Origin of the sequence: Paraburkholderia fungorum (assembly GCF_046027215.1) — a bacterium.
In the GTDB taxonomy this organism is placed as follows: domain Bacteria; phylum Pseudomonadota; class Gammaproteobacteria; order Burkholderiales; family Burkholderiaceae; genus Paraburkholderia; species Paraburkholderia fungorum_D.
Map to the genome: position 1 here is coordinate 2735721 of NZ_JAQQEN010000001.1, position 26068 is coordinate 2761788.

General features: G+C 62.0%; 12 protein-coding genes and 1 pseudogene. 6 read left to right on the forward strand and 7 right to left on the reverse strand.

The window, feature by feature from the left end; genetic code table 11:
* The first annotated feature begins 114 nt into the window (after positions 1 to 114).
* Positions 115 to 327, forward strand: coding sequence for a hypothetical protein (locus PQR27_RS12150; protein WP_408523891.1), 213 nt, complete (start codon positions 115 to 117; stop codon positions 325 to 327).
* Positions 328 to 409: 82 nt separating this feature from the next.
* On the opposite strand, the gene PQR27_RS12155 is transcribed toward PQR27_RS12150, so the two are convergent.
* Positions 410 to 1027, reverse strand: coding sequence for a TetR/AcrR family transcriptional regulator (locus tag PQR27_RS12155; protein ID WP_408523892.1), 618 nt, complete (start codon positions 1025 to 1027; stop codon positions 410 to 412).
* 219 nt (positions 1028 to 1246) lie between these two features.
* Between PQR27_RS12155 and PQR27_RS12160 the strand changes: the two genes are divergently transcribed.
* From PQR27_RS12160 to PQR27_RS12170, 3 genes are read left to right on the forward strand one after another with little or no spacing between them, the layout of a single operon-like run.
* On the forward strand, positions 1247 to 2425 hold the full coding sequence (locus PQR27_RS12160; protein WP_408523893.1) for an efflux RND transporter periplasmic adaptor subunit: 1179 nt from the start codon (positions 1247 to 1249) through the stop codon (positions 2423 to 2425).
* Positions 2422 to 5550, forward strand: coding sequence for an efflux RND transporter permease subunit (locus PQR27_RS12165; RefSeq protein WP_408523894.1), 3129 nt, complete (start codon positions 2422 to 2424; stop codon positions 5548 to 5550). Before PQR27_RS12160 ends, PQR27_RS12165 begins: the two co-directional genes overlap by 4 nt.
* Before the next feature lie 2 nt (positions 5551 to 5552).
* Positions 5553 to 7058 (forward strand): efflux transporter outer membrane subunit, encoded by a 1506-nt coding sequence (locus PQR27_RS12170; protein WP_408523895.1) that lies wholly within the window; start codon positions 5553 to 5555, stop codon positions 7056 to 7058.
* A 377-nt stretch (positions 7059 to 7435) separates the two neighbouring features.
* Here the strand turns inward: PQR27_RS12170 and PQR27_RS12175 are convergent, their stop codons facing one another.
* The 6 genes and pseudogenes from PQR27_RS12175 to PQR27_RS12200 form a co-directional block, all read right to left on the reverse strand.
* Positions 7436 to 9172 carry a ShlB/FhaC/HecB family hemolysin secretion/activation protein gene (locus tag PQR27_RS12175; RefSeq protein WP_408523896.1) on the reverse strand — a complete coding sequence of 579 codons (1737 nt, stop codon included), beginning with the start codon at positions 9170 to 9172 and terminating at the stop codon, positions 7436 to 7438.
* 87 nt (positions 9173 to 9259) lie between these two features.
* Entirely contained in the window at positions 9260 to 9526 is a 267-nt protein-coding gene (locus PQR27_RS12180) for a hypothetical protein (protein ID WP_408523897.1), read from the reverse strand.
* Positions 9523 to 9798, reverse strand: a complete 276-nt coding sequence (locus PQR27_RS12185; protein ID WP_408523898.1) for a hypothetical protein — start codon at positions 9796 to 9798, stop codon at positions 9523 to 9525. Before PQR27_RS12185 ends, PQR27_RS12180 begins: the two co-directional genes overlap by 4 nt.
* A pseudogene (locus PQR27_RS12190) lies at positions 9795 to 18955 on the reverse strand (hemagglutinin repeat-containing protein). The gene PQR27_RS12185 and the pseudogene PQR27_RS12190 overlap by 4 nt, the downstream one beginning before the upstream one ends.
* Before the next feature lie 1060 nt (positions 18956 to 20015).
* Positions 20016 to 20894 carry a lipid A biosynthesis lauroyl acyltransferase gene (locus PQR27_RS12195; protein ID WP_459251655.1) on the reverse strand — a complete coding sequence of 293 codons (879 nt, stop codon included), beginning with the start codon at positions 20892 to 20894 and terminating at the stop codon, positions 20016 to 20018.
* 365 nt (positions 20895 to 21259) lie between these two features.
* Positions 21260 to 23761 carry a penicillin-binding protein 1A gene (locus PQR27_RS12200; protein ID WP_408523900.1) on the reverse strand — a complete coding sequence of 834 codons (2502 nt, stop codon included), beginning with the start codon at positions 23759 to 23761 and terminating at the stop codon, positions 21260 to 21262.
* 481 nt (positions 23762 to 24242) lie between these two features.
* Here PQR27_RS12200 and PQR27_RS12205 point away from each other — a divergent pair, with 481 nt between their 5' ends.
* Positions 24243 to 24857: a hypothetical protein gene (locus tag PQR27_RS12205; RefSeq protein WP_408523901.1), complete on the forward strand. Its 615-nt coding sequence runs from the start codon at positions 24243 to 24245 to the stop codon at positions 24855 to 24857.
* Positions 24858 to 25321: 464 nt separating this feature from the next.
* Positions 25322 to 25999 (forward strand): PspA/IM30 family protein, encoded by a 678-nt coding sequence (locus PQR27_RS12210; protein WP_408523902.1) that lies wholly within the window; start codon positions 25322 to 25324, stop codon positions 25997 to 25999.
* Positions 26000 to 26068: the final 69 nt, after the last annotated feature.

Sequence of the window (26068 nt, forward strand, 5' to 3'; positions counted from 1 at the left end):
TCCGGTCACCTATTCGAGGCGCTCGCAGCGCTATTGGGACGCTTATTCGCGACACTTGACTAGGTATAAACCCTAGGTTGCTGGTAACATAGCGCCCGAAAGGAACTTATCGCTATGTCAAATCGTTTTCAGCTTCTCGAAAAGATCGCGTTTTCGCTGATCTGCTGGTCCGCCGCCGCCTGTTCAGCCTTCATCGCTTACGAGCGGTGCCCGGATATCAAGGTTGTCCTGCATGTCGGGGAAGAAGCCCTGCGCTACAGCGGGCAGTATTCGTACGTCTGCGCGACGCCGGTCGCGGATGCCTGCGCTCAATTGCCGGGTACCTGAAGCGACCCACGAACATTTCCTGCCCGCTCGCTACGCACAAGCGGCTTGAGCACGCCTTCACGGTGCGCCTGCCGCGCGCCTGTCACGCGTCGCGCCCGAACACCACGCGCGCGAAAAATCCCGCCAGCACTGTTTCCGCCATCTCCGCCGGCACATTCTGCGGATCGACCGTGTGGAAAAACTGCACGCCGTCGCACAAACCCATCAAACCCATCGCCAGTGTCTCGGCCGGCAACGGCAGCGGCGTGCCGACCCGCGCCGAAAACTCGCGGATGTATGCGCTCAGTTGCTCGAGTTTCTCGTGCATGAACGCGTTGAAACGGACCCGGAAGCGGCCGTCGCGCACTGCAAGCAGCTTCGCCTCGACCCACAACAGGAAGCACTTGTTCTCCCGGTGCAGCGTGCTGTAGTAGCTCAGCACGCGCTTTTCCATTTCTTCGCGCGATGCGGCGTCTTCAAAGATCGCGCGCAGCCCCGCCTGCATGGTTTCGTGATCGCGCCGCAGTAGTTCAAGAAACAGTTCGCTCTTGCTGCGGAAGTTCGAATAGAACGCCCCGCGTGTATAGCCTGCCGCTCCGGCGATGTCTTCGACACTCGCCGCGACAAAGCCTTTCTTCATAAAAATTGCCTGCGCGGCGTCGAGCAGACGCTGACGCGTCTGGTCTTTGCTCTGCTCGCGGGTAAGTCGTTGCCGTTTCATGGGCGCAAGTCTAGCACCGAAAAGAATTCAAATTCATGGCAACATTCAAATACAGGTGTGTATTAGAATGCACTTCATCATTTAAAGTCAGGTGCGTATGCTGATTGCATGAGTCAGCCAGTACGTCCTGACTGGCGGGCCACCGCGGCTTGCACTGTTCGTTCGCTGTCTCCAGTTGGGGTAATTGTGAAGCGTCCCGGTCCTCCCGCATCGTCTGCGATGCGTCACCAGTTTCATCGCCATGGCCAGCTCGCGCTGATGCGCCGCGCGGCATTCGCCCTCACACTCGCCGGTGTTCTCATGCTGGCCGCGTGTTCGAAGAAAGAAGTCGCCGCGCCCACGCCGCGTCCGGTGGTTGCCGTTGCCGTGCACGCGGACGGCAACGTCACATCGGCGGCATCGCTGCCTGGCGAAGTCCAGTCGCGCTACGCGACGCCGCTGTCGTTTCGCGTCGGTGGCAAGATCATCGAGCGGCGCGTACGCCTGGGCGACGTCGTGAAGAACGGCCAGATCGTCGCCCGGCTCGATCCCGCGGATGCGCAGAAGAATGCCGCCAGCGCACAGGCCCAGCTCGTGGCTGCGCAGCACAGTCTCGTGTATGCGAAGCAGCAGCTCGACCGTGATCAGGCGCAGGCGAAAGAAAACCTGATCGCACCGGCACAGCTCGAACAGACCACCAATGCCTATGCGTCCGCCGCGGCGCAGCGCGACCAGGCCGCGCAGCAGGCGGCTTTGTCGAAAGACCAGTTGCAGTACACCACGCTCGTCGCCGATCACGCGGGCGTCATTACGGCTGAGCAGGCCGATACCGGCCAGAACGTGTCCGCCGGCCAGGCGGTCTACAACCTCGCGTGGACCGGCGATATCGACGTAGTGTGCGACGTGCCGGAAAGCGCGCTGGCCGCGCTGTCGGTCGGGCAAACCGCCAAAGTGACCCTGGCCGCGTTGCCGGGGCGCACGTTCGTCGCGCGCGTGCGCGAACTGTCGCCCGCCGCCGACCCGCAAAGCCGCACCTACCGCGCCAGACTCACGCTCGACAACCCCGGCCCGGAGGTGCGCCTCGGCATGACCGCCGACATCGCGCTCGCGCCCGCCAATGCCGGCGCGAGCCAAACCCGTTCGTTCACCGTGCCCGCCACCGCGCTGTTTCACGACGGCGCGCAGCCGGCCGTATGGGTCGTACGCGCGGGGGACCACGCGCCGGGCGTCGATACGTCGGGCGTCGGCACGCTGGAACTGCGCCGCGTCACCGTCACGCGCTACGACGAACGCACGATCGTGATCGGCCAGGGCCTGAACGAAGGCGAGCGCGTCGTGCTGCAAGGCGTGCACACGGTGACAGCCGGCGAAAAAGTCCACGTGATTGCGCCGCTGCATCCCGAGGACTTCGCTTCATGAGCACCGCGCATGAAGAAGGACGCTTCAACCTGTCCGCATGGGCGCTGCGCCATCAGGCGCTGGTCGTCTTCCTGATCGCGTTGTCCACGGCATTCGGCATCCTTGCCTACACGCGCCTCGCGCAATCCGAAGACCCGCCCTTTACGTTCCGCGTGATGGTGATCCGCACCTTCTGGCCCGGCGCGACCGCGCGCCAGATGCAGGAACAGGTCACCGACCGCATCGGCAGGAAATTGCAGGAAACGCCCGCCATCGATTTCGTGCGCAGCTATTCGCGCCCCGGCGAATCGCTGATGTTTTTTTCGATGAAAGACTCGACGCCGGTCAAGGACGTGCCGCAAACCTGGTATCAGGTGCGCAAGAAAGTCGGCGATATCGCGGCAACCTTGCCGCCGGGCATCCAGGGCCCCTTCTTCAACGACGAATTCGGCGACGTCTACACCAACATCTATACGCTGGAGGGCGACGGTTTTTCCGCCGCGCAGCTGCACGATTACGCCGACCAGTTGCGCACGGTATTGCTGCGCGTGCCCGGCGTCGGCAAGGTCGATTACTTCGGCGATCCGGATCAGCACATCTACATCGAGATCACCAATACGCAGTTGACGCGCCTGGGCATCTCGCCGCAGCAACTCGGCCAGGCCATCAATTCGCAGAACAGCGTCGCGCAGGCGGGCACGCTGACCACCACCGACGACCGCGTATTCGTGCGCCCCACCGGCCAGTTCAAGGACGTCGCCGCGCTCGCCGACACGCTTATCCGTATCAACAACCGCTCGTTCCGTCTCGGCGACATCGCAACCATTAAGCGCGGCTACGACGATCCGGTCGTCACACAAATGCGGTTCGGCGACAAACCCGTGCTCGGCATCGGCGTGACCATGCAGCCGGGCGGCGATGTGATCCGTCTGGGCAAGGCGCTCGATCAGGAGACCCTCAGGCTGCGTGGCTATCTGCCCGTCGGCCTGCATCTGGTCGAAGTATCGAGCATGCCGCACGCCGTCGCGCGCTCGGTCGACGACTTTCTCGAAGCGGTCGCCGAGGCGATTGCGATCGTGCTGGTGGTCAGCCTCGTATCGTTGGGCGTGCGCACCGGCATGGTGGTGGTGATCTCGATCCCGGTGGTGCTCGCGGTCACCGCGCTGTGCATGTACCTGTTCGACATCGGCTTGCACAAGGTATCGCTCGGCACGCTGGTGCTGGCGCTCGGTCTGCTGGTCGACGACGCGATCATCGCGGTCGAAATGATGTCGGTGAAACTCGAGCAAGGCTGGAACCGCACGCGCGCCGCGGCCTATGCGTACACCAGCACCGCGTTTCCGATGCTGACCGGCACGCTCGTGACCGTGTCCGGCTTCCTGCCGATCGCGCTGGCCAAGTCGAGCACCGGCGAATACACGCGCTCGATCTTCGAAGTCTCGGCGATCGCGCTGATTGCGTCGTGGCTTGCGGCGGTGGTGCTGATTCCGCTGCTCGGCTATCACATGCTGCCAGAGCGCAAACGTCAGGAACACGAAGCGCACGATCACGAACACGACATCTATGACACGCGCTTTTATAAGCGTCTGCGTGGCTGGATCGGCTGGTGCATCGAGCGGCGCTTTGTCGTGCTGGCGATCACGGTCGCGCTGTTCGTTCTGGCCATGGCCGGCTTCACGCTGGTGCCACAGCAGTTCTTCCCGAGTTCCGACCGCCCGGAACTGCTGGTGGATGTGCGACTGCCCGAAGGCGCGTCATTCGAAGCGGCATTGCAGCAGGCGCAGCGCCTCGAGAAGGCATTGGTGGGTCGTCCGGAAATCGATCACACGGTGGACTTTGTCGGCACCGGCGCGCCGCGTTTCTATCTCCCGCTCGATCAGCAATTGCCGCAGCCGAATTTCGCGCAGTTCGTGATCACGGCGAAGTCCGTCAAGGACCGCGAAAAGCTCGCGCAATGGCTCGAGCCGGAATTGCGCAACAACTTCCCGGCGATCCGCACCCGGCTCTCACGCCTGGAGAATGGGCCGCCGGTCGGCTATCCGGTGCAGTTCCGCGTGAGTGGCGACGACATCGCCACCGTGCGCTCGATCGCCGAGCGCGTCGCCGCGACCATGCGTGCCGACCGCGGCACCCGCAACGTCCAGTTCGACTGGGACGAGCCCGCCGAGCGCTCGGTGCGCTTCGAGGTCGATCAGAAGAAGGCGCGCGAACTCGGCGTGAGCTCCGAAGACGTGTCGAGCTTTCTCGCCATGACGCTGTCCGGCTATACCGTCACGCAGTACCGTGAACGCGACAAGCTGATCAGCGTCGATCTGCGCGCGCCGAAAGCGGAACGCGTCGACCCCGCCAGACTCGTCACGCTGGCCATGCCGACACCGAATGGCCCGGTGCCGCTTGGCACGCTCGGCCATCTGCGCAACGACCTCGAGTACGGCGTGATCTGGGAACGCGACCGGCAACCGACAATCACCGTGCAATCCGACGTGGGCGCTGGTGCGCAAGGGATCGACGTCACGCATGCTGTCGACAAGGCCTTGAGCCAGATACGCGAGACGCTGCCGGTTGGTTACCGGATCGAAGTGGGCGGTTCCGTCGAGGAGAGCGGCAAGGGGCAGACGTCGATCAACGCGCAGATGCCGATCATGATCATCGCCGTGCTGACGCTCCTGATGATCCAGCTGCAGAGTTTCGCGCGCGTGCTGATGGTGGTGTTGACAGCGCCGCTTGGTTTGATCGGCGTGGTGGTTACGTTGCTGCTGTTCGGCCAGCCCTTTGGCTTTGTCGCGATGCTCGGCGTGATCGCGATGTTCGGCATCATCATGCGCAACTCGGTGATTCTGGTCGATCAGATCGAGCAGGATATTGCCGCCGGGCATAAACGTTTCGATGCGATTGTCGGCGCGACGGTGCGGCGTTTCCGGCCGATCACGCTGACCGCGGCGGCCGCCGTGCTCGCGCTGATCCCGCTGTTGCGCTCCAACTTCTTCGGCCCGATGGCGACCGCGCTGATGGGCGGGATCACGAGCGCGACCATCCTCACGCTGTTCTATCTGCCGGCGCTCTACGCCGCATCGTTCCGGGTGCGCGGCGACGAACGCGAGCCGCAAACGCCGCCGTCCTCCGGCGCCATGCACACGGGGAACTGATCATGGCTACTTCCTCAAATTCCCGGTACACGCGGACCGCGGCGCTCATCGGCGCCACCTTCGCCCTCGCCGCCTGTTCGTTTGGCCCGAGCGGCGAGGCACCCGCCATGCCACAGCCGGCTCATTACGGCGCTGAGGCGCAGCCGACGCAAACCGTGCCCGCGCAAGGTGTCACGCAGCAGTTCGTGGTCGGTGCGAAGGCGGTGCCCGAATGGTGGAAGCTCTATCAATCGGACGCGTTGAATGCGCTGGTCGACGAAGGCTTGCGCAACAGCCCCACCCTCGCGGCTACCGATAAAAGCCTTGCCGCCGCGCGCGAGCAATTGCGCGCGCAGATCGGCAGTTCGCTTTTGCCGACCATCGACGCGGGCGGCCAGGCGACCCGCAATCGCGCGCTGGCCATTCCCGAGATTGGACCGAATACGTTTCTCTACAACGTGTTTGTCGGCCAATTGCAGGCGCACTACACCTTCGACCTGTTCGGCGCCGCGCGTCTGGCGGACGCCGCGCTCGCCGCGCGTGTGAACGTGCAGGCGTATCAGTTCGATGCCGCGCGCCGCGCGCTGGCCGCCAACATCGTCACGGCGGCGATCACGAGTGCCGCCTTGCACGCGCAGATCGATACGACCGAGCGGCTCGTGACGATTGCCAACGATCAGGCGCGCGACACGCAGCGTCGCTACGCGCTGGGTGCGGTCTCGCATGCCGACCAGTTGAGTGCGCAACAGAGCGCGGCGAGTCTGTCGGCGAGTTTGCCGGGTCTGAAGCAGCAATGGCTGACGACGCGTCACGCGCTCGCCGTGCTGCTCGGCCGCACGCCGGACGCCGCGCCGGACGACCTCGAGCTCGCGCAATTGCACGTGCCGGAACAGGTGCCGGTGGTGGTGCCGTCCGAGCTGTTGCGCACCCGGCCCGACATCCAGGCCGCGGACGCCGCTTTGAAAGCGGCAGCGGCCGATGTCGGCGTGGCGACGGCGCAGATGTTTCCTAGCCTGTCGCTGAATGCATCGATGGGACAAGGCGGCTTTAGCTGGCCGGTAGCGCTTTCAGGGGCGGGGGCGATCTGGAGCATCGGCGCGTCTTTGTCACAACCGCTGTTTCATGGCGGCGCACTGTTCGCCCAGCGCCGCGCGGCGGTCGATACCTATGACGCTACGGTTTCGCAATATAAGCAGACCGTGCTGGCCGCGTTCCAGAATGTCGCGGACACGCTCGCCGCGCTCGAGCACGACGCGCAGGCGTTGGACGCGGCGAACCTTGCGGCGCGTTCCGCGCAGGGGATTTTCGACGAAACGTCGGGGCGCTACCGGCTGGGGGCCGTGCCGATCGCGTCGAGCCGTTCGAGCGAGCAGCAGTTTCGTAACGCTCAACTCGATGAGATCCGTTATACGAGCGCGCGACTGACGGATACGGCGGCTTTGTTCCAGGCGATGGGTAATCCGCCGGTGGAGTCGGCATCGTCTGCCGCGGCGGCGGTGCCTGGCGTGAATTCGGGTACTTCCAACTAAACCTGGGATTCCGTACGGATGCTTCCGTAGTTATCCCCAGTTTATGTTGATGAGCCTGTTGAAAACTTTCTGACAAGCGGGCTAAGCGCTTGAACGCGTTGGGTATTTTGTCCGCGGTGCGGAATGATACAACGCGTTCCGTGTGGGGTGATTTTGCCAATTCGGGCGGCTGGGATGCCTCGACGTTATCCCCAGTTTGTGTTGACAGAAGGACGGTCCTACATATTAGTCATGTGTCGCGTTTGAGATTCAAGCTAACGGCGACCCTTAACGCGGACTAACAAGACAGGTGACTTGTCTGAAGGCTAGACAGGTGAGTTGTCGATGCTGCGGTGCACGTCGAGTGGGCGATGTCCCTCGCGTTCCCCCACGCCACGCTAGAACTGCGCAGTCCCCTGCACTCCGACCGTCACGCGCGAGGTCGGGAAGCCGCTGGGTTTGTAGACTGGCGTCCCGATGAACAGATCGTAGGAGATGCCAACAAAGCGGGAAGGCAGACCACCGCGGATGCCGATCACCGCGCCCGCCAGTTGTGTGCCGGCCAGAAACGCCGTATTAGGTCCGAACACGCGCCCGTAGTCAATTCCCGCATACAGCGCCTGTCCGGTCTGGCCAACGGGCCACTGCAACTCATTACGCCAGTAAAAACCTTTCTCTGCCGCCAGCATGGTTTCCCCGTCGAAGCCACGCACTGTGTAACGGCTGCCGATGGTCAGGTCGTCCAGATAGAACAGCGTGTCGTTGGTGAACTGCGCGTGAACGGTCGCGACATACCGGAAGTTCTGGCGGGCGACGGCGAACGGCGCCGACAGGTTCGCGTCGAGCACGGCCATGTGGTAATGATACGTAGGGCCATCAGGATACGGGTCGGGCGTCGCGCCGAGGCCGCCGGTCCCCTGACGGTACGCGAGCGTGCCGTCAAACTGCGACGCGCCGAAGTAGTGCCGGTCGGTCAGGCCTGCTTCGATGAACGTGTTGTTGCGCCGCTGCTGCGGAATGTCGGTGTCGTCAATGAAGCTCTCACCGAAACGCTTCGATAGCTGGAACTCCACACCGAATACGTCGCTCTGACTGCGGCTGAGTACACGCGCGAGCCTCAGTGCGGCTGTCTGCGAGTTGCCGCTGGAAACGAATGTCTGGTTCACGCCCGCAATGTTCTGGTAGTACGTGTTCGTGTTTCCGAACAGCGTGGCCGTCCAGTAGCCCCACGGCACGGAATACGAGCCGTTGAAGCCGTGCGAGCCGAGTGACTTGTTACCGAACGACAGGTCCTGATTTGCGCCGACTGTGAATATGTCGTCGAGTCCCAGTGGATTGTCGATGCCGAGGCTCACGTTACCCTGCCACTTGCCGGTCGCGTCCGTGCCCGAGTTATCGACGGATGCGACGAAGCTCCATGGCTTCGAACGCTTGACCGTCACCACGACATCGCTTTCGCCCGGTGTGTCGGTCGGCTCGATTTTCATGTCCACGTCCTGCGACGCGACACGTTTCATCTGCTCCAAGCCCTGCTCAAGATCGCGCAGGTCAAGCAGGTCGCCATCGCTTGCCGGGAATGCGGATTTCAGGGTGCCGCGCGTGTCGGGATCGGCAAAGCGGACTTGGTGCACGACGCCGGGAACGAGCGCAAATGCCAGCGTGCCGCTGGACAGGTCCTGCTGGGGAACGAGCACGCGCGTCGTGACATAGCCACGGCTCAGGATGGCCTGCTGCAGCCCCTTCGTGAGTGTGTCGATGCCGGACTTGCCGACGCACTGGCCTTTGTAGTGGTCAAGCCACTCACGCGCAAAGGCGAACCGGTCCAGTGATAGGGCCGATGCTCCCTTGCTACGCAAGGCATCGGGCAGAGTCGTCGGAACGTCGAGTGCAAATCTGCCGATGCGGAAGCATGGTGTCTCGACCGGTAACAGCGGATAGCCCTCGATCTCTGGCAGCGTCGAACGCACGGCGGGTGCCTGCACGGTTGCGTCACGCTGCTGTGCGTCCCGCTGCTGCTGTATCTGCTGGTTCTGCTCGGCATTGGCCCGTGCGGCGGCGGCTTCATCGGCTGGCGTCGGCGCATGCTGCGCGTTCGACGCGAGCGATACCAAGGCTGTGAGCGGCAGCGCCGCCACTCTTTCGGATTTTCATGGGTGTTTCATTCCGTGATTCGATACGACACGCAACAGCGGGCATCGTTAGCCCGCTGCTGTCTCAGCAGCTCATTTGCCGCTCCCGTCGTCTTTCGACTTGTAGCTATCGCGCGCTTTCTTGTAGCTGTTATCGAAGGGCTTGATATTTATCAATTTAGCTCGACTGGTCATTCCGCCGACGAGAACTGAGAAAAAGCCGACTAACAAAAAAGCTCTCGCCCAAAAAACCGGGAGTTCACATTCAAGCGTGACTGCGGCAAGCCCTATTCCGATAACGATTAGCGTCAAGCGAAGCCATGAAGCTAGGTTGCCGTTGTCGATGAATCTGACCTTCATTTTTTACTGCTCGAGTCCTGCTCGTCATCGTTCACTTCGTAGCTCTTGCTGGCCTTTTTGTAGCTGTTGTCGAATGGTTTGATTTTCAGCATGTGCGCGCGACTCGAAATGCCGCCTACTGCCATTACTGCAAAGCCGAGCAAAAATGCGCATCCTCTAATCCAACGAGGCAACTCATCAAAGGCTAGACCACCCACAGCAAGAGCTACGCCTCCGACATAAAAAGCCATGCGCAGCCAACCGGAAAAATTGCCGTCCTCAATCAACTTCATTTCTTCGCTCCGCTGGTATTCGGATTAGCGATGGACTCCCACTGCTGACTTATCCAACTTTCAACCGCCGTTGAGATTGGTCGCTTCTTCACGCTTTCCGCCGTGCCATTAATCACCAGCGATGCTAAGGGAACTCGATCGCCTGCTACTTGTGCGCCTAAAGCCACAGCACCCTCAAACGAATATTGACCGACGCTCGGATTCACCAATTGGGATACAGCATCGGCACCAATACCCACAACTGTTGATCCAAATGCAATCGTGCCCAATACCGGCGTGTAAGGTGAAGGCACTGCCGCGCCTGTAGCCGCTGCCGATGAAATCCATCCCGCTGTGTTAGAGGCCATCCCCGCCGCATCTGCCGTAGTGTTACGCATAAAGTCCGCGTCGCTCTTGTCGAACTTGGTAAACGGTCCCGTTATAGTTGATGACTTCGAGCCGGACAACGGGTCGTATGAAACTGTGCCCGGCACGTCGGTCGCATAGTTCGACAGAATATATGACTGCAACTCCGGATTCGCCAGTGCCGTTATCTGCGTCAGGATCGGCTTGCCGTCGGCGGTTGTTCCTGCCGACATCCACTGTGCGTCAGAGTCCGTGGGTGCCTGACCAATTAAGGTCGTCGGTGCGCCCGATTCGTTGGTCCCGTTCGAGGTTGCACCCATGATGCGCATCTGGTCTTCGATCTGCGCCTCTGTATATTTGCCGCCGCTCTTATCCGCGAGCTGCCTGGCGACTGTTTTTTCCTCTGGATGCAACTGCCGGTTGTAACGGTCCACGTTATAACCTTCGAACGCACCCGCATTGCCGCCCACTGCCGCACCCGCGCCCGTAGCAATCGCGTTTGCCACGATGTTGCCGAGAGCCTTATTCATATCTGAATTGCCGGTCGGGTCCGAACCCGCAATTGCGCCGCTCAGTTGATTCAGCTCGCCCGCTGCAATTGACGCGATCCCCGCGCCAGCTGCGCCTTGCGCCGCGCTACCTATGCTCCCGCCACCCAGACCCGCTGTGAGCGCGCCTCCAGCAATATGCATCCCAATCCGGTACTTACCACCTTCATCCCAGCCGCCGCCGTCACCACCGGCTTCCTTCGCCTTCGAGTCGGCGTAGTCACCAATGCGCCGCGACACCGCTTCACCGGCAGCGCTTGCCGCCGCCATCATGTCCGCCTGCCGGTCCAGCAGGTTGTTCACGTCCGGCAGTTTTGCAACGGTGCCGTTCGTGTTCGACGTGTCCCGGTTCAGGCTTGCGATGTCCTGCGTCTGGCTGGCTGCGTCGGTCACGCTGATGGTGCCTGCACTGATGCCACTACGCGTGATTGCGCTGTCGCTGCCGCTGTCGTTCTGGCTCAACATCGGCGCACCGCCGCCTGCATTGGGTCCGTTCGCCGTTGAACCCGGGCCGTGGGTACTGTAGTTCGCGCCGCCGTCACCTGTCGTCACGCCTCCGCTGAAGCCGCCCGAGTGCGCGTCGTAGCTGGACTGATTCTGGACATAGCTGAAGGTCAGCGTGCCCGTGGACAGGTTGTTCTTCGCCGCATCCGCATCGCTCGCAATCACCCCGCCCTTGAGGTCGGTATTGCCCTTGACGCTGATATTGAACCCGCCGTCACCGGCCTGTATACCAGCCTGTTCGTTCACGCCCGCGTAGCTGCCATTGGCGTTCGCATTGGTGTGGCTGAAGCTCGCGCTGCCGCCGCCCTGGCTGATCGCAAAACCTCCGCCCATGCTCTCCTGATGGGCGGCGCTCGACATCGTGTCCTGCACGCTCGCGATGTTCAGGTTGCCGCCCACATCGGTGTTCACCTGACGACCATTGATGTTCGACCCGATGATGTTCGTGTCGCCCCTTGAAATGATCGTCGCCGTGTTGGCGGCCGTCACATGCGTGTTGTTCTGCATGGCGGCATCGCTGCTGCCATTGCCGTGCGCCTTCGACATCGACGCATCGACACCGAAGCCCTGCGTGCCATAGGAGATGCCGACACTTGCGCTGCTGGACTCATTGCTGCTGCGCGTCGAGTCGGTATCGGTCGTGTTCACGAGATTGACCTGATTCTTTGCCGCCAGGATCACGTCATTCGCGTTCACGTTCGAACCTGCAATCGTCAGGTTGCCGCTTCCCGGCGTGCCGTCGCCGGTCGCGACAAATGCAGCCGTGCCGCCCGCCGTGACACTTGAGCCGCGATTGGTCGTGCTGTCTTCGGTGTAGGTGTTCTTGCTGTGGCTGCTGCCGTAACTGAGTTCGATCTTTGCTTCCGGCTTCTCGGCGCTGGCAAGCGCGCCCGCTGCGGCCCCGCCTGCGCCGATTGCATCCACCGCGCTACTTGCCGCCGCCATGCCGTGCAATGCCGCAGCACGGTCATCCTGACTGTGGCTGGCCGCATGTGCCTGGTCTACGGTGTTGGACACCGCGTCAATCACCGGGGCCTTGATCGCAAGCGTAAAGCCGCTCTGTTTGACCTCGTGCATCTCGTCGTGGTGCATCATATCGACGGCAGAATCAATCGTGACGTTCGCCCCGGTGCCCGTAACATTCTGCGCGGCAATCAGATCGCTGCCTGTCACATGCAGGTCCTTGCCTGCGGTGATGTTCAGACTGCCATTCAGCGAGCCGACCGTACTGCCCGTGTTCATCACCTGTGCGTCATTGGCCGTGTCGGTCTGAGTCTTGCTGCCCACCGAAATACCGATCCCGCCGCCCGTGCCAAGGCCGGACTCGTGCTTCTGGTAGTAGCTTGATGTGCTCTGCGTGTCCTGCGAGGTCGTGATGTTCACGTTGCCTGCCGCAGCCAGATTCACATCGTTTGTGCCCGCGATAGTCGAACCCTTCACGCTCAGGTCCTTGCCTGCGCCGACTGTAACCGTATCGCCGGACACGGTACTGCCCACGCCGATGTTTGCCTGCGTGTTCTGCATCGTATCGGTAGTCGAACCGTGCACGAAGCTGCCGCGTTTCGATTCGGTAGACGAGTACGAATCGTGTTCCTCACGGCCTTCGTTGATAGTCACGTTGCCGGTGGCCGCAATGGTTGCCGCGCCGCTACCCGCCGCCAGCGACGAACCTGTGAGCGTGACGTTGCCCTTTGCCGGATCGGCGCTCAGGGCCGCGAGCGTCGCATTGCCGCCTGCGGAAATGCTCGTACCGACTGCCTGCTCGTCGTAGCTGCGGTCGGACTGCTTGCGGGTTTTGTCGTCAGTTGCAACGTTGTTATAGGTCGCGGTGTTCGTGACGGTCGTTGCCGTCAGGTTGCCACCCGCGACCACCGCCATATCGCCACCCGCGCTGATCGTCGCACCCTTGAGCGTCGTATCGTTGCCGCTCTGCATCGCGAGACTGCCGCCAGACGTGATTGCGCCGGTCTGGTTGATCGTGCTGGACGCTTCCCAATGATGGTCGGCATTCTTCGTGACCGACTGCGACGTGTCCGACTGCACGGTATCCACCGTGATGTCGTGCCCAGCGGCGATCTGCGCGTTGCCGCCTGCGGCGATACTCGCGCCGTGAACAGCCAGGTCGTTGCCTGCCACCACAAGCAGGTCGCCCATCGATCCAATCGTGCCCTGTGCACCGAGCAGGCTCTGGCTGACCTTGCTGTTGCCGACCGCCGAACTGACGCCCACCGTATCCACCAGCGTCGTATTCACGATGTCGTGACCCGCGAGCACGGCAACCCGGTTGCCCATGATGCGTCCCGACGCATTCACCACGTCATTGGTCGCGGAAACCACGGTCGTGCCACTGTCCGTGCTGCTGCCAATCGCGCCGCCCCGGTTCAGGATGTTGGTCGCACTGACAACAGTCTGCGTACCGCCCTTGATGACGCCTGAGTTCGTCGCGCTGCCGGTGGCGTGAATCTCCACATCATCGGCGGCGATCAGCGCACCGGTTGGCTGCAGGTCGTTCGCGTGTGTCTGTGCCAGATAGACGACCGGTGCCAGCACCTGCTGCGTGCTGCCGTCCGGCAGCGTGACAGTCTGGCTGACCAGCCAGACGATATCGCTCGTGAGCGCATCCATCTGCGCAGCGGTCAGCGCCAGGCCCGGTTCGAGGTTAAATTCCTTCGCGACGTTCACGCCGTTGTTCATCAGTGCGCGGTACTCGTCCTCGTTGCTCGTGTAGCCCTGCAGATAGACGCGCCCCGTGAGCTGCGTGATCTGGTTGCGTACCATCTGCTCCTCGTACACGCCGTCACCGAGGCGCTTGATGGTCTTCGACGGATCGAGGCCGAGCGCACCAAGCATGTAGTCGCTCGATATGAAATTCGTGTAGCTGGTCAGTCGAGGAACGGTGACGACCAGGTACGACGCGCCGGGGGCTGTGTCGAACGTGTACAGGCCGCTCGAAGGTAGCGTGATACTGAGCGTGTCACCAGGTCCAGCGATGGACTGCGGCGCGTTAATAGTCTGTGCCTGGCCGGTTGCCAGGCTGACCATCTGCGCACCTGTGCCGTGATGCCACCCACCGTGCCATTCGCGCCAAGTGTGCCGCCCGTCGCGCCGGTCGCGGAGTTCGTCGCCGCCACGTTCGTATTGTTGATGTCGGTCGCGCTTATCTGCACCGAGTTGTTCGCGATGATAGTGCCGCCCGTTCCGCCAATGGCGACGGGTGAAAGCACAATTGACGGCTCGACCACCGTACCCACGTCGCGAGAGATATTCTCGTTCCATGCGTAGGTCGAAACGATGTCCTGCTTCTGGTACTGGTAGAGCGTCTGGCCAATGTTGTTGACGAGTGTGCCGCCATAGTTGCCACTTGCCACATCGCCGTGCGCGTCGGCACTGCCAATCTGGATCGAGCCGCCCGCGCCGATTGCGCTGTACTCGTTGTTCAGCGTGCCAACGTTAGCGAGCACCATGTTGCCGCCCGCCATGATCTGCGCCTGCTGCGCTTGTGGACCGGTTACCTGGTCCTGCTGCGTGGTAGTAGTCGTGTCGCGTGCGATCTCGACGCGCTGGTAACCCTTATGGGCGTCGTTGCGCGATGCGTATTCGGTGCCAGGATCGTAGTTGACGTTCGGATCGTAGCCGTCCCAGTAGCTGACGGTGATCGTGCCGTCAGTATTGGCTGTCAGCGTGTTGTAGTAGATCGTCTGCGGCTGGCCGTTGACGTTCACAACCAGCACCTTGTCGGTCGGATTCGGGCCGAACGTCTGCGACACAACATCTGCACTGGAGACGGTCGTGTCGAGTGGCGCAAGATAGCCGTTGTCCCACATGGCCTGCGTACAGTAACCCTTGTCGGCATTCGTCGTCGTACAGGCCATGTACTTGCTACGCTTGGTCTGGCGAACCGTATCGACATCGGTTGTCACGGTCTCGATCGTCGGCGCAGGACGCGTGTTGGTCAGCGTCTGCGTGGCGACCTCGATGTTGCCCTGCGCCTCAATGGTGGACTGGTCGTTGGTAACGGAATTACTGCGGTTGGCGAGCAGTCCGTTCATATCGCGCGTGCCATCCGCCGCGATGTTGATGTCGCCCAGGCTGAAGAGGTTCGCGCCGCCCGTATTGGAGATATCGCCAGGCGAATACAGATTCAGTTGCGAAGCGGCGGCCATTACGGCGGCAGCGCCCGTGTTGGCGATCGAGCCGGCGTTCAGCGTGACCGTGTTGCCAATGATCGCAGCCGTGTTGACCAGCGATCCGCTGTTCGTCTCTACGGTATCGCCTTCAATGCGGCCTTGATTGGTGATCGTATCCGTCGCATTGACCGTCGTGCTTGACGAGTTCAGGTCCGCGCCCACCCGGTTATCGACGTTCGCAGCGTTGACCGTCAGTGCGTTCACCGCACTGAGCGTGCCCTGATTCGTGAAGCTGCCCGCTGTCGTGAACGTCAGATCGTGGTTAGCCTGAATCTGGTTGCTGCCGGTGAGCGTATAGTCGCTGTTGATCGCGACCGCGCCGTCGTTCCCGGCGATGATCCGGCCATCGCCCGTGAGCTGGTTCGTCACGACCGACAGATTCTGGTCGCTGCCGATTGCGCCATTCTGGTTCGCCAGCGTGCCGGCATTGACGGATACCGAGCCGCCACTGCCCGTATCGTTGCCGATCCGACCGGACGTGTTGTCCAGCGACGCGACATTCAGCGCGACCGCACCGTTCCCGTGGATTGAACCGCCTGCATTGATGATGCCTGCGTTGGGGCCGTTGAGCGTGACGTTGTTCGAACCTGACAGGGTTGCGTTAGTGTTGTCTGCAAGCTGGGCGATATTCAGGATCAGGTCATGGCCCGACACGAGCTGCGCGCCGTTTGTGTTCGACAGCGTGCCCGCTTTCACGCTCAGATCGCCGTTGCCGCCGATGGTGCCCGCACCAGCGACACCGCCCGCGTTGCTGTTCGTGACGGTGGCCGCGCTGACGGTCGTCGCACCCGAGCCGGTATTCGCGATGCGACCGCTCGTGTTGTCGAGCGATGCGCCTGTTACCTGCAAGGTAGCGTTCGTGCCATCCGCCTCGATCTGCCCACCCGTGTTGTCGATTGCCCCCTGCGCCGCCACCGACAGGTTGCCGCTACCCTGGATCAGGCCTGCCCGGTTGTCGAGCACACCGTCGGATTCAACTGTCGCTGTGCCACCCGCCGTGACCATGCCGCCCGCATTGCCGATGCTGCCGCCCGACACCGACACGTCGCCGTTACCGCCAATCAGGCCGTTGCCCGTGTTCGTGATTGCGCCGCTGGCGGCAACCGTCGTCGTACCGGTGCCGCCGTTCGCGATGGAACCACCATCGTTGGCTACCGACTGCGCGGAGACGGACAGCATGTCGTCTGCCTGGATCGTGCCACCTACGTTGTTCAGTGCACCCGTGTCCGTCACCGAAACAGTCTGCGCGCCGACGTAGCCGCTTGCGCTGTTGTCCAGTGAGGCAACGTGGAGCGTCGCACCCGTTTGCGCGGCCAGCGTGCCGCCGCGATTAGACGCTGTACCCGAGCGGATATCGAGTGCGCCATTTGTCGCAATGGTGCCACCGTTGTTTGAAAGCGTGCTGCTACTGACCGACAGCGTGTCGGTGCCGGAACTGGCAATCGTGCCGCCGTCGTTGACGAGCGCAGCGGGGCCGAGCGCCAGGCTGTCGCTGTTGGTCTGCAGCGTGCCGCCCGAATTTTCGAGCGTGCCGGTTATATCGACGGTCGTCGCGCCATTGCCTGTCTGCGTGATGCTGCCGCCATGGTTGACGAGGTTCGCCGCATGCAGCGCGAGCTGGTCCGCAGCAAGGTTGCCGTGGCTGTTGTCGAACGTCGCCGCCGTCAGTGTCACAAGATGGCCTGCCGCGATGGTGTTCGCGTTCGTCAGCGTCGAACCTGCGGACAGCGTGACATTGCTGTTCGCCGCCAGGGTGCCGCTGTTGAACAGCGTCTGCACGGCGCTGGCAATCAGCGACTGCACCGCCGTGATCGAGCCGGCGTTCGCGATCTGTCCGGCCTGCACGGTCACATTGCCGTTGCCGCCGATGATGCCGCCCGTGCTGTTGTTCAGCAGGCCGACAGTCGCCAGCGTCAGGCCATTCGCCCCAAGCGCTGCAATATGACCGCCCGAATTGTCGAGTTCAGCGGCATTGACGGAAAGTGCGCCTGCTGCCTGCAGCGTGCCGCCCTGGTTCTGCAAGTCACTTGTTGCCGCGACATTGAGCGTACTGCCCGACACAATCTGCCCATTGCGGTTGGACAGTGCGCCCGCCGTGACGGTCTGCGGACCGCCCGAGGACAGTACACCGCCGTCGTTCGTGAGCGTCCCGGAGACGCGCGTATCCAGCGCACCGCCCGCCGTCGCGGTTGCGCCTGACAGGTTCAGGTCGCCGCCGCTGGCCGCGAGCTGGAGTGACCCATTGGCCGAGGTACTGCTTCCGGCGAGACTGACCGCCGCGCCGTTCAGCGCCGCATTGCCGCCCGCCGCGTTGCGACCGGTCGCGGCAAGCGTGCCGCCAGCCGTCACGGAAAGGTCGCCCGATTGCGCCAGACTGCCGTCGCTGTTCACGCCTGCACCTAGCGTACCGGTCGAGGCGACGCTGCCCGCATTGACGGTCGTGTTCTGCTGCGCGGCCAGCACGCCGCTGTTCGTGAGCGCACCGGATGTGCTCGCCGTGACGCTCTGCTGCGCATAGGTCGTGCCGCTGTTGTTGATGCCGCCTGCTGCAGAGAGCGCCATGTTGCCGCTCGCATTGGTCTGTCCGGCAAGCGTCAGCAGGCCATTGGTGCTCAGTACCAGGTCACCTGCGTGTGCCGCGAGAACCCCTTTATTTGAGACACCAACGCCATTTTCCGTGCCGACCAGAACGATCCTGTTCGCGTACATACCGCCAAGCTGGCTCACGTCGATGGAGACACCCGGCGCCGGACCATCGCCCGCGATAGGCGTTGCATTGAGCGTGTCATGACTGATACTGTTCGCACCGGTCACGACATTCAGGTTCTTCGCATAGATTGCGGCGTTCGCCTGGACTGCGCGCGACTACAGGTCAACCTGGTCGGTATCGCCTGCATTCAGCCCGGCGCCCTGGATGCTGATGCTGCCGCCCGTCACGTTAAAGCCTGTGAGCGAGCCATCCGGGGCGAAGTTCGGCGTGCCCGTGGTCAGGATGGCCCTGGACGTATTGACAAAGCCGCCCCCGTTCACGGAAATCCCGCTTCCGTTCGCGATAACGACCTCCGCGCGCTGGCCCGCAACTTCAAGATGCCCATTGATCTGGCTGGCCGCACTGCTGTTAACCTGATTGACGATGACGCGTGCCGACTGACCTGGGCCGAAGTTCGGATTGCCGTTAATCATGCCCGCCTGCTGCGTCTGCACGATGGTGGACGAGTTATTCAGGATCGCGCCTTTCGGCTGCACGTCGAACCGGCCATAGATATTCATCGACACGCCCGCGCCGGAGGGCCGGTTAATGTTCACCTGATCCAGGCCGTTCTGCGTCTGAACCACGGACGGTGCGTGCGCGCCGCCCGGAACGATCTGTGCGCCCGACAGCGACGGCAGCGCGCCAATGAGCGCGAGTGCGGCGAGCGCAATCTGCCGCAACGAAAAAATCGCACCCTGTGATTTTCTGCTGCGTACCGTGGACTTTCCTGCCTGCTTTCCGGTTGCCGTGGCGGTTTCCTCGACGGCGACAAGCATTCCTCTCAGTCGGCTGTACACCAGCCTGTATGTCTTCCGGTTCATTCTTATGCTTCGTATTACGGATTATTAACCGGCCGTAAACTAGCGGAAATCAGGCTAACGATTTGTCAACAATTCGCAAAATTGGCAGTGCTGCAACGTTTTTAACAAATCGTCCTTTTCCTATAGAGGATCAACGGGATATCGCGTTGCCTGAGCGGGCAAAAAGGCCCGCATTAGGCGGGCGAAACAGCCATGTCAACGGGGAGTGTCAACGCAGGCTGGGGATAGACGGTTGAATACGCCAGGTACTCCACACGTAACGGACTCCGAACTGCCGCAGGACAAATCCGGGAAACCGTGACCGTCCACAAAAGCAAAAGGGCGACCGAAGTCGCCATGGTCCACGCGACGCTTGCCGTCGAGTGTCCTGATCGTGCACCCGTTGAACAGCGACTCATGGTTGGTCACATCAATGTTGCTGACGACGCGGCCATGATCGGCGGCGCTGAGTTTAAGGAGCGCCCCTTCGCTGATTGATTGCGAGCGATTTTCCCCACGATATTCCCCACAAAACACCTGCGGCGTCACGATGATACGGACAACCAGAGGCCGTGTGCCAACAACCAAGTTGTTGAATTCAAACGGAACAGATGTTTGTAGCCCTTGTGCGTCGCGGGACGAATTTATCCACAGACTTTGTTGACAGGGCTGTTGATAACTACGGGGCTAGAGGGGTAAGTGCCTGATGGGACTCAGTTTAATGCTCGCGGCGCGGTGTCGTGCAAGGATGTTTTTGCGCACAACGCTTGATGACTGGCGTGCCGCAGGGGTGTTTTTTATCCACAGATTTTGTTGACAGAGTTGTTGATAAGGTTAGGACATACCAGGTAAGTGGTTGAATTATCAACGGAATTTGGGTTAGGTGTGAGGTGGGCATGGGGTTGTTTTTTTGCCTGCGGCGTTGGCCTTTCCTTGTGCCTGCGGCGTTGGCCTTTCCTTTGTTTTGCTATTGGTCTATTAGCGTCGCCCCTGTGCGGGGGAACGCTAATAGACCAATGACAAAACAAGGAAAGGCCAAAGAAACAAGAACAAGGAAATGCCGCCGCCAAAGGCAAAAAAATCAATAAACCCCTGCCTCCCCGATAGGCCGATTCTTAAACCTCTTGTGCACCCAATAATACTGATCAGGAATCCGACGCACTTGCGTCTCCAGAAAAGCGGTAATCCGCCGCGCATCCACAGCGACATCATCCGAAGGAAAGTCGCTTAACGCGTCAAAGATAGTCAGCTTATAGCCGCGATAGTCGGGCAAGACTTCAGTAACAAAAGGCACAACCCGTGCCCCCCCAGCACGGGCCAACCGGGAAACAGAAGTCAACGTGCACGCAGGCACGCCAAAGAACGGTACAAACACCGAATCCCGCAACCCAAAATCCATGTCAGCGGCCAGCATCACCGGCTTCCCTTCCCGCAATACGCGCAAAGCACGCCTCACACTATCGCTGCGCGGAATCATCTCCGTGCCAAAGCGCCCGCGCTGCCGCTTGGCCATCGCGTCCAGCAAAAGATTCGACATCGGCGTGTACAACGAAGCAACCGGATGCCGCGTCGAATACATCATGCAACCCGCCTCGATGCCGACAAAATGAAACCCGACAAAAATCGTCGGCTGTCCCTGCATATCGGCAAGATCGATCGCGCTCTCCACTTCGACAAGCCGGGCCAGCGCCCGCGCATTGCCGAACCATTGCGGCCCGCGTTCAACATAGCTGCGGATCACATGACGGAAATGCGCGCGCGCGAGCCGTTCTCGCGCTTCGCCGCTCATGTCGGGAAAACACAGCTTCAGATTGGTATGCACGACGCGACGGCGCGCGCTCGGAATCCGGTACAGCAGCGAACCAATCGCGGTGCCGATCCGCGCCACAACGCCATACGGCAAGAAAGCAAACGCGCGCAGCAGACCTGTCATCAGACAGATGAGTATTCGACTTTTCACAAGCGGAGACCCGGTAGGTGCTGGATGGCAAACACGCCGGCTGCGGCAGCGTAACGACCGCCGACAGACGAAGTGACATGCGCGCGCGTCAAACCGGGTCTCGCGCGGCGCGAGGGGCGAAGATGGACATCTCACTCGCGGTGAGACGAAGCGTGCTGGAGCCTGAAACCGGTCCGCAATCGAGCGTCCCTTTGGGACCCATGTAAAGCGACGCAGGCGTGATTAAAACACACCCTGCACCGTGGCTACAAAATCTGCCCGGCAAGCACGTGTGGACCTGATGTGGCGTGAGTTCGCATGCCGCCCCCCGTTCGCAAAGACGAGGACGGCGCCCGCGCCACAGCGGCCCGGGCGCACGCCCGACATCAAGGTTTGTTCGATTCGAACAGGTCGAGAATCTGTTTCTTTTCGTTCGACGACACGCTCGGCGGCGGCACCGCCGGCGGTGTCATGCCTGCCGGCCCGACGCCGCCCACCGCGTCGCTCACGCCCGCGGTCGGATTCGCGGAATCCAGGCCGATGCTGGCGACGAAACCATTGCCCGGCGTCATGTCGGTATAGAACAGTTCGCCGTCCACGGAAGTCACGCCGTCCGGTTGCGCCGGCTCGCCCTGCGGCACGCCACGCAGCGCGCGCTGCATGTACTCGACCCAGATCGGCAATGCCAGTTGTGCGCCGAATTCGCGGCTGCCGAGGCTCTTCGGCTGGTCGTAGCCCATCCACGCAACCGCCACCAGCGATTGCTGGTAACCGGCGAACCAGCCGTCCTTCGCGTCGTTGGTCGTGCCCGTCTTGCCCTGCAGGTCCGAGCGATGCAGCACGTTGGTGCCCGCGCCCGTGCCCGCCGTCGCGACCGAATGCAACAGGCTGTTCATGATGTACGCGTTGCGCGGTTCGAGCGTGCGCGGCGCATCACGCCCGGCCGTCAGCGGCTGCGCTTTGGAGAGCGGCTCGCCGCGCGCATCCGTCACCTCGTTGATCAGGTAAGGATTGATGCGGTAGCCACCGTTCGCGAACACGGAATACGCGCCCGCCGATTGCAGCGGCGTGACGAGGCCCGCACCGAGGGCCATCGGCAAATACGGCGGGGTCTTGTCGGCGTCGAATCCGAAACGCTGCGTGACGAAGTCTTGCGCGTACTTGGTGCCGATGAACGACAGGATACGGATCGACACCAGGTTCTTCGACTTCTGCAGCGCAAGCCGCATCGGCATCGGACCATCCGGCTGGTCGTCGTCCTTCGGCTCCCACGCGTCGCCACCCGGCGTGCTCGACGGAAAGGACAACGGCGCGTCGTTGATGATGGTCGCCGGTCCGAGGCCCTTATCGAGCGCGGCCGAATAGATGAACGGCTTGAAGCTCGAACCTGGCTGGCGCCACGCCTGCGTAATATGGTTGAACTTGTTCTTGTTGAAGTCGAAGCCGCCCACCAGCGCGCGAATCGCGCCGTCCTGCGGCGTCAGCGAAACCAGCGCGCCTTCCACTTGCGGAAGCTGCGTGATCTGCCAGTTGCCCTTGTCGTCGGCCATGAGACGCACAATCGACCCCGGCTTGATTTTCGTGGCCGCCGCGGCTCGCGCACTTAGCGCGCTGGCTGCAAAACGCAGCCCGTCGCCGCTGATCGTCACCTCGGTGCCGTCGACCAGCTGCGCCTTCACCAGCCTCGGATTCGCATCCGTCACCACGCCCGCGATGATCTCGCCGTTGTCGGGATGATCGGTGAGCGCGTCGTCGATCGTCTGATCGCGGTCGTCGCCCGGCGCGGGCAGCTGCACGAAGCCTTCCGGCCCGCGGTAGCCGTGGCGCCGCTCATAATCCATCACGCCCTTGCGCACCGCGCGATAGGCGGCATCCTGGTCGGCGGAATCGACCGTGGTGGTGACGTTCAGGCCGCGCGTATACGTTTCGTCCTTGTACTGCGCGTACATCATCTGCCGGACCATTTCAGCAATGTACTCGGCGTGCACGCTGTATTCGTTGCCAGGATTCTTGGTGTGAATCTCCTCCTTCACCGCCTGGTCGTACTGTTCCTGACTGATGTATTTCAGCTCGAACATGCGGCGCAGGATGTATTCCTGGCGGATCTTGGCGCGCTTCGGATTGACCACCGGGTTGTAGGCGGACGGCGCCTTCGGCAAACCGGCCAGCATTGCCGCTTCAGCCAGCGTGATGTCTTTCAGATCCTTGCCGAAGTACACGCGCGCGGCCGCTGCGAAACCATACGAGCGCTCGCCCAGATAAATCTGGTTCATGTAGACCTCGAGGATCTGATCCTTGGTCAGCGCGCGCTCGATCTTGTACGCCAGCAGCATTTCGTAGATCTTGCGCGTGTAGGTCTTCTCGCTCGACAGGAAGAAGTTGCGCGCCACCTGCATCGTAATCGTGCTCGCGCCCTGCGAAGCGCCGCCATGCGTGAGGTCGGAGACGCCCGCGCGCAGAATGCCGACGAAGTCGACGCCGCCGTGCTCGTAGAAGCGGTAGTCTTCGATCGCCAGCACGGCCTTCTTCATCTGGTCGGGAATGTCCTGGAAGCGCACGATGCTGCGCCGCTCTTCACCGAATTCGCCGATCAGCACGTGATCCGCGGTGTAGACGCGCAGCGGCACTTTCGGACGATAATCCGTGAGCGCGTCGAGCGACGGCAGTTGCGGGCCCATCACCACCAGCGCATAGCCGACGATCAGCGCGCCCACCACGGCGAGGGTCGCCAGCAAGCCGACAAACCAGATCACGAGGGTGGCGCCGAACGAGCGGCGGCCGTCCTCGGCGTCGCGCGAAGCAGCGTTGCGTCCTGGAGTGCGGTGGTAGGAATCCCGGTCTTCACCAGCCGGAGAGTTTGAGGAATGCGGTCGTTTGATGATTGGCATGACTGGAATAGTGGGCGCGTAACTGAACGCCTTTCTGCGCACGCTCCTGGCGCGCGCATGGATCGTGGTCGTAGCGTGACAACACCGCGCGGCCCTACGCCCCCGGCCGGCCGCACGGCACGCCCGGGACAGTGTCCGGCGCAACGTAACAGCGCATTTTAAAGAAATCAAGCACGGTCCAAGACAGTTTTTTTGTAAGAATTCCCTTCGCGCTGCGTCGTTACGATATATCGCGGCGGCCGCTCAGGCGTCTGGCGTCGACCGCCCGGGTTATCAACAGAAATTGTTGAAAGGCCTGTGGACAAGTCCGCCGGGAACGCTACAACTCGTTGATGTCACGGGATTTTCATGTCGCGCCCGTTCCGCGTTGATGCAACTCGTCATATGATGGACGCTGCGCTCGAGTCGCCACCGACGCGCGAACGGCGTGCGACAGATGCACGCCTTAAACCGCCAATGCCAACAAGTACGCGAGCCGACCATGAACAAGCCCAGCGAACGCATCGTCGTATTCGTCACGACCGCGCAGAAACGCGCGATCACCTCCACCGCCGAAAACCTGGGCATTAGCGTCAGCGAGCTGATGCGCCGCGCGGTGCTGAGTTTCGGGGCGACCAGCGAGCAGGTGAAGGCAGCCAGCATCGTCGACCGGTTGCGCGCGCCACGCGCGCCAGACGCGCTCGACGCCGCGCTGCAACGGGTCGCGCGCGGTACCCGGCACGCGAGGGCGGCATTGCCACCCGCCTTGCAAACGCGCGGCGGCAGTCAGCCTGGCGTGTCCGTGGATGGCGCCGCGGCAGCAAGTGCCGACGAGCAGGCGCACGCGCCCGCGCCGACCGATCCCGCGCCACCGCTCCTGCCAGCCGGAGTACTGGCCGCACTCGCCGCCGCTGCCGACCAGGAAACCGCTGCCGCTGCCGAAGCGGTGGCGCGCGTAGCGGCAGCCAAAGCGGCGGAGGTTACGGAATCCACGTCGCAGCAGACAGAAGCGGATGCGCAGCTGCGCCGCGTGCTCAAACGCCCGCGCATCGACAACGTGCGCGACGAAAACGATTCGCCGAGCGACCCCAGCACCGAAGGCGGCCGCTTCGCCTGACATGAACGCGGCCGGCCTTTCGGTATTGCAAGCTATGCAGTATTTGAAACGCATCGCAGCGACCGGCGCGCTTCACAAAAACCAGCCTCGCTGCCCCGCCCTCGCGCGGTGGCAGCTCGTTCACGCGCGTCACAAGCCATCTGCCATTCACATTCACGACACCGGGCGCGCGCACAGTTCATTCACACTTCATCGCGCCCTTTAAGGCGTTTTTAAGAGATCACGTGGTGTAATATCCGCGGGCTGCAGAATCGCCGCAGTGTGTCTGATCGCAGCGGGCATTTTTGTAAAACGGCTTTGCCGGCCCGGACAATTTACGGCGGCGCTATTGCAATCAGCGCGTGCGCCCCGAACTCCGGTCCGAACGCCTGCGCAGCTTCACGCGCAGCGGCGTAAAGTAGCAGTTGAAAGCAGTTAAGTGCGCCGGAATTATTCAGCGCCGATTACATTCTATGGAGGTATTCATGTCGCTTTTTGACAGCATTTCGCGCACGCTTAAAGGTCTCCTGAACGATGCGGCTGATTCGGTGCAAGACCCGTCGCGTGATTCGCGCCAGATCGTGCGCGAACTCGACGACAGCATCGCGAAAGCAGAGAACTCGCTGATCGAGATCCAGGCTCAGGTCGCCACACAGCAAAGCAAGCGCGATGTTGCCGCGGACAAGGCGAAGAAATACGAAGACGGCGCGAGGCGCGCGCTGCAATCAGGTGACGAAGCGCTCGCGCGTGAAGCCCTCGGCGCGCAAGCCACAGCGGAAGCCGAGCGCGACGCGCTGGCGCGAGAACTGACCACGCTGGAACCATCGGTTGCGCAGCTGAAGAGTCAGATCGAAGACATGCGCACGCGTCGCAACGACCTGAACGCGCGCTCGAACATTCTGCAAGCCAAGCAGCAGATCGCCCAGGCCAAGGATGTCGCGGCAACCGCGTTGGGCGGTATCGGCGGCAAGAATCTGTCCGAGGATTTTCAGAAGCTCGAAGACAAGGTCGCGCTGTCGAATGCACGTTCTGACGCGCGCCTGAATTCGGCCGACGTGAAAAGCGGCAAGGCGCTCGAGGACAAGCTCGCGGACCTGAATCGCGGCCCCTCGGTCGAAGACCGTCTTGAAGCGTTGAAGAAGCAGATCAACACGTCCGCGTAGTCATTGCATGACGTGGTGTTGATGGTGTTGGAGTAGAGAACGGTCAGTTTGCTATGGTGTGTTACGCGG